The organism is Microbacterium sp. 69-10, assembly GCF_001897945.1.
Taxonomy (GTDB): domain Bacteria; phylum Actinomycetota; class Actinomycetes; order Actinomycetales; family Microbacteriaceae; genus Microbacterium.
Window position 1 is genome coordinate 283819 of record NZ_MKRT01000024.1, and the last position, 4828, is coordinate 288646.

General features: G+C 67.0%; 5 protein-coding genes. 2 read left to right on the forward strand and 3 right to left on the reverse strand.

Annotation, left to right across the window (positions count from 1 at the left end):
• The coding region (secA, locus tag BGN97_RS12420) for a preprotein translocase subunit SecA (protein ID WP_292701910.1) at positions 1 to 2393 on the forward strand (2393 nt) is incomplete at its 5' end.
• Positions 2394 to 2648: 255 nt separating this feature from the next.
• Here secA and BGN97_RS12425 read toward each other — a convergent pair.
• Genes BGN97_RS12425 through BGN97_RS12435 form a run of 3 tightly spaced genes read right to left on the reverse strand, consistent with a single transcriptional unit; the run spans position 2649 to position 4307 of the window.
• The gene (locus BGN97_RS12425; RefSeq protein ID WP_292701913.1) at positions 2649 to 3302 is read right to left on the reverse strand and encodes a hypothetical protein; all 654 of its coding nucleotides are present in this window, start codon (positions 3300 to 3302) and stop codon (positions 2649 to 2651) included.
• On the reverse strand, positions 3302 to 3832 hold the full coding sequence (locus tag BGN97_RS12430; RefSeq protein ID WP_292701916.1) for a hypothetical protein: 531 nt from the start codon (positions 3830 to 3832) through the stop codon (positions 3302 to 3304). Before BGN97_RS12430 ends, BGN97_RS12425 begins: the two co-directional genes overlap by 1 nt.
• Positions 3833 to 3851: 19 nt before the next feature.
• Complete coding sequence (locus BGN97_RS12435) at positions 3852 to 4307, reverse strand: hypothetical protein (protein WP_292701919.1); 456 nt, start codon at positions 4305 to 4307, stop codon at positions 3852 to 3854.
• Between the two features lie 304 nt (positions 4308 to 4611).
• Here BGN97_RS12435 and BGN97_RS12440 point away from each other — a divergent pair.
• A partial coding sequence (locus BGN97_RS12440; protein ID WP_292701922.1) for a GntR family transcriptional regulator occupies positions 4612 to 4828 on the forward strand: 217 nt, incomplete at its 3' end.

Here is a 4828-nt window from a genome sequence, read left to right on the forward strand (position 1 = left end):
AGGGTGTGCACGTGATCACGGTCAACGACTTCCTGGCGTCGTACCAGTCCGAGCTGATGGGGCGCGTGCACCGCGCCCTCGGCATGACCACCGGCACGATCATCTCCGGTCAGACTCCCGACGTGCGCCGCCAGCAGTACGCGGCGGACATCACCTACGGCACGAACAACGAGTTCGGCTTCGACTACCTGCGCGACAACATGGCCTGGCGCAAGGAGGACCTCGTCCAGCGCGAGCACTTCTTCGCGATCGTCGACGAGGTCGACTCGATCCTCATCGACGAGGCCCGCACGCCGCTGATCATCTCCGGCCCTTCCTCCGGCGAGGCGAACCGCTGGTTCACCGAGTTCGCGAAGATCGCGCGCACGCTCGAGCCGGGCGTGGACTACGAGGTCGACGAGAAGAAGCGCACGGTCGGCGTGCTCGAGCCCGGCATCGAGAAGGTCGAGGACTACCTCGGCATCGACAACCTCTACGAGTCGGCGAACACCCCGCTGATCTCCTTCCTTAACAACTCGATCAAGGCGATCTCGCTGTTCAAGCGCGACACCGACTATGTCGTCATGAACGACGAGGTGATGATCGTCGACGAGCACACCGGTCGCATCCTGGTCGGACGCCGTTACAACGAGGGCATCCACCAGGCCATCGAGGCCAAGGAGGGGGTGCCGGTCAAGGCCGAGAACCAGACCCTCGCGACCGTCACGCTGCAGAACTACTTCCGCCTGTACGACAAGCTCGCCGGTATGACCGGTACCGCCGAGACCGAGGCGGCCGAGTTCATGTCCACGTACAAGCTCGGCGTGGTCCCGATCCCGACGAACAAGCCGATGATCCGCAAGGACCAGCCGGACCTCGTCTACAAGAACGAGCAGGCCAAGTTCGCGCAGGTCGTCGAGGACATCGCCGAGCGCCACGCCACGGGGCAGCCGGTGCTGGTCGGAACCGTCAGCGTCGAGAAGAGCGAGTACCTCTCCCGCCTGCTGGCGAAGAGGGGCGTCAAGCACGAGGTGCTCAACGCCAAGAACCACGCACGCGAGGCCGAGATCGTCGCCCTCGCCGGAAAGCTCGGTGCCGTCACGGTCGCCACGAACATGGCGGGTCGAGGCACCGACATCATGCTCGGCGGCAACGCGGAGTTCCTCGCCGTCCAGGAGCTCAAGGCCAAGGGCCTGGATCCCGAGGAGACTCCGGAGGAGTACGAGGCCGCGTGGGACGAGACCTACGAGGCCATGAAGAAGAAGGTCGCCGAGGACTCGGTCAAGGTGAGGGAGGCCGGTGGCCTGTACGTGCTCGGCACCGAGCGTCACGAATCGCGCCGCATCGACAACCAGCTGCGCGGCCGCTCGGGCCGGCAGGGTGACCCCGGTGAGAGCCGCTTCTACCTGAGCCTGACCGACGACCTCATGCGCCTCTTCCAGTCTGGAGCCGCCGAGGCGATCCTCGCGCGCACCAACTTCCCGGACGACGTCCCGATCGAGTCGGGCCTGGTCAGCCGCGCCATCCGCAGCGCGCAGTCGCAGGTCGAGGCCCGCAACGCCGAGATGCGCAAGAACGTGCTCAAGTACGACGACGTCCTGAACCGCCAGCGCGAGGCGATCTACGCCGACCGCCGGCAGATCCTGCACGGCGACGACATCGCCGACCGGGTGAAGCACTTCATCGAGGACGCCATCGGCGGCGTGGTCGACGACCACACCGGCGAGGGTCACAACGAGAGCTGGGACTTCGACGCGCTCTGGACCGAGCTGAAGACGCTGTACCCGATGAACGTCACGATCGACGAGGTCGTCGCCGAGGCCGGCGGACGCAAGGGCGGCATCTCCGCCGAGGGGCTCAAGCGCGAGCTGCTCTCGGACGCGCTGATCGCCTATGAGAAGCGCGAGCAGGCGCTCGGCGAGGCGGCCACCCGCGAGCTCGAGCGCCGGGTGGTGCTGCAGGTGCTCGACCGCCGCTGGCGCGACCACCTGTACGAGATGGACTACCTGAAGGACGGCATCGGCCTGCGCGCGATGGCGCAGCGCGACCCGCTGATCGAGTACCAGCGCGAGGGCTACGCGATGTTCCAGTCGATGATGGGGCAGATCAAGGAGGAGTCGGTCGGCTACCTCTACAACCTCGAGGTCGAGGTGCGCCGTGCCGGCGCCGACCAGACCGAGGTGGAGGCGAAGGGGCTGGTCGACCAGCAGCCCGAGCAGAAGCTGGAGTACTCGGCGCCCAACGACGCGGGCGACGTCGAGGTCCGCAACGAGCGCGGCCAGGTGCAGCAGGCCGCCACCGAGCGCGCCGCCACGGCTCAGCGCGGTGCGTTCGGTCAGCAGGTGGATGCCGAGGAGCAGCCGGCGCCCGCGAACCGCGAGCAGCGCCGCGCGCAGAGCAAGAAGAAGAAATGAGCGCCCTGCGCGAATGAAGAAGGCCGGCCCTGTGGGGCCGGCCTTCTTCATTCGCACGGACTGTTTCATTCGCACGGACTGCGGTGCTCCGTGCAGGAGCGCGTCTCGCGCGCGGAGGGGTACGGGAGCGCGAGCTCCCGTACCCCTCCCATGGTGACTCAGCCCTTGGAGGACTGGATCAGCGACGGCGCTGCTGAGCGTGATCTCGTCGTTCGCGGTGAACACGACCGACTCGTTCGTGATCCTGTCCTGGATTCACTTCGCCAGGAACAGCACCGCCACCATCAGGTACGCGACGAGGAACATCACGTGGGTGTCGGACAGTGCGAACTTCTCGGGCAGGCCCGGGACATGCGCGTGGATGACGCCGAAGAACGACAGGACGCCCGCCAGTGCACCGATGATCGCGCCCTGCAGGGGCTTGTTGCGGATCGCGAAGATCGCGATCATGCCCCACAGCGGCGACGACAGCGGTGCGCCGTTGCCGAGCGTGGAGATGCCGGCGAAGTACGTGCCTGCGTGGTTCAGAGGATCCGCTCCCACCTCGGCCGTGTTCGTGCCCACTGCCTTCAGCGTGTTGTTGATGAGGCTGTTCGCCCAGTTCGCGATCCACGGGAACAGCGCGATGAAGATCACCGGCAGCTCCACCTTCGGGGTCTCGCGCACCGACTGCGCGGCGGTCACGACTCCGATGTAGATCAGGATCGGCGCGATCGCCGCCATCGGGACCACCGACAGCAGCAGGGCGCTCATGCCGAACAGTCCCACCGCGAACATCGTGATGCCGTTCAGCATCGTGTAGCCGATGCCCGCGCCCATCTCCTTGCAGGCGGTGTGCCCGATGTACACGGTGACCGGGTACGGGTTGCCCATCAGTGCGCCGACCATCGTGGCGCCGTTGGCGAGCATCACGGGACGGGCGCGGGGAACTGGGAGGACTGCAGCATCGGGTTCATGGCCAGCAGAAGCAGCCCCAGGCCGGCGAGGCATGCCAGCAGCACCGAACGGGGGACCGCCCGGCGCAGCAGGTCGCCGAAGAACGAGCCGACGAACAGGATCAGATCCTCCAGGAAGCCCCAGACGAGGCCGATGCCCACGGCCAGTTCGGCATCCTGCGTGGTCGAGTAGACCAGCAGGATCACCAGGAAGGTCACCGTGAAGATCGAGGGCGCGCTGGGACCGGAGGGAAGGGCTACGACGTCGTCGCTACCCTCCTTGGCGGCGAGCCGCCTGGCGAACCAGACGTACATCGAGGAGGTCAGCGGGATCGCCAGGCCGAACGCCGGCGCGATGCGCCCGACCACCATGTCCACCGGGAGTCCCGCCATGGTGAGCAGGGCGGTGAACGTGATGATGTTGGTCAGGTTGTTGGTGAACAGCGCGAAGAACGCCGCGATGTCACCCTTCTTCCACCATCTCAGCTGGCCGGCGGTGGACACGGATGCCGGCGCGGGGCGGTCACGGCTCGACCGTCTCGGCAAGGGCGCGCAGCGCCTTCTGGAAGGCCTCGACCGGCGGGTGGGTGATGCCCGCTCCGATCATGCCGATGCCCGGCTCCTTGTGAGCGATGGCGGTGTTGATGATCGGCAGGATGCCGGTCTCCATCACCTTGCGCACGTCGATGCCGCAGGGGACGCCCATGAAGTCGAGCGCGGGGATGGTGATGTTCGGGTTGTTGCCCGTCGTGATCGCGTTCATCGTGCGCGAGTAGCCCATGGCCTCGTCGACGGTGCCGCCGACGAGGGCGACGATCGCGGGGGCCGCGGCCATCGCGAAGCCGCCGATGCCGACGGTCTCGGTGATGGCGGAGTCGCACATGTCCAGACCGGAGTCCTCACGGGCGTAGCCGGCGAACATGTCGAGACCGAGGTTCACCGGCTTCAGATCGGAGGAGAAAAGGTCGTTGACGCTCATCAGTCGTCACCCTTCGCGACGAATTCACGGGCCAGCAGGCCGAGGTCGGTGGAGGAGGAGGCGATGGTCACGCCGGCGGCCTCGAGCTTGGCGACCTGCTCGGCGAGAGCCGGGGCGTCCAGGTCGGTGCCGAGGACGTAGCCGAGGATCTCGAGGTGTTGGACCGCCTCGACGACCTCCTGGCGCGCCGGATCGGCACCGAGATCGTCCCGACGCTCGAAGAGGGCATCCGCTGGGTCGAGAGGACGCCCGCCGGCAAGAAGGCCTGACAGGCTTCTCGCCCCCGGCGTGCGAGGATGAATGCGTGAGCAGAGCAGAAGAGCGTGAGCTCGAGTCGACGAGGGTCACCGCGTGGTTGCGCGACGCGATCATCATCGGCGAGCGTGCTCCGGGCAGCAAGCTGATCGAGCGCGACCTCGCGGCCGAGATCGGTGTCAGCCGCGTGCCCGTCCGTGACGCACTCAAAGTCCTCGAGGCAGAGGGGCTGGTCGAACTGCGACCGCGCACCTGGGCCATCGTGC

Coding starts and splice junctions, on each gene's coding strand:
- BGN97_RS12425 (WP_292701913.1), bottom strand. CDS start 3,302: ATGCTCGCCAACGGCGCCACGATGGTCGGCGCACTGATGGGCAACCCG.
- BGN97_RS12435 (WP_292701919.1), bottom strand. CDS start 4,307: ATGAGCGTCAACGACCTTTTCTCCTCCGATCTGAAGCCGGTGAACCTC.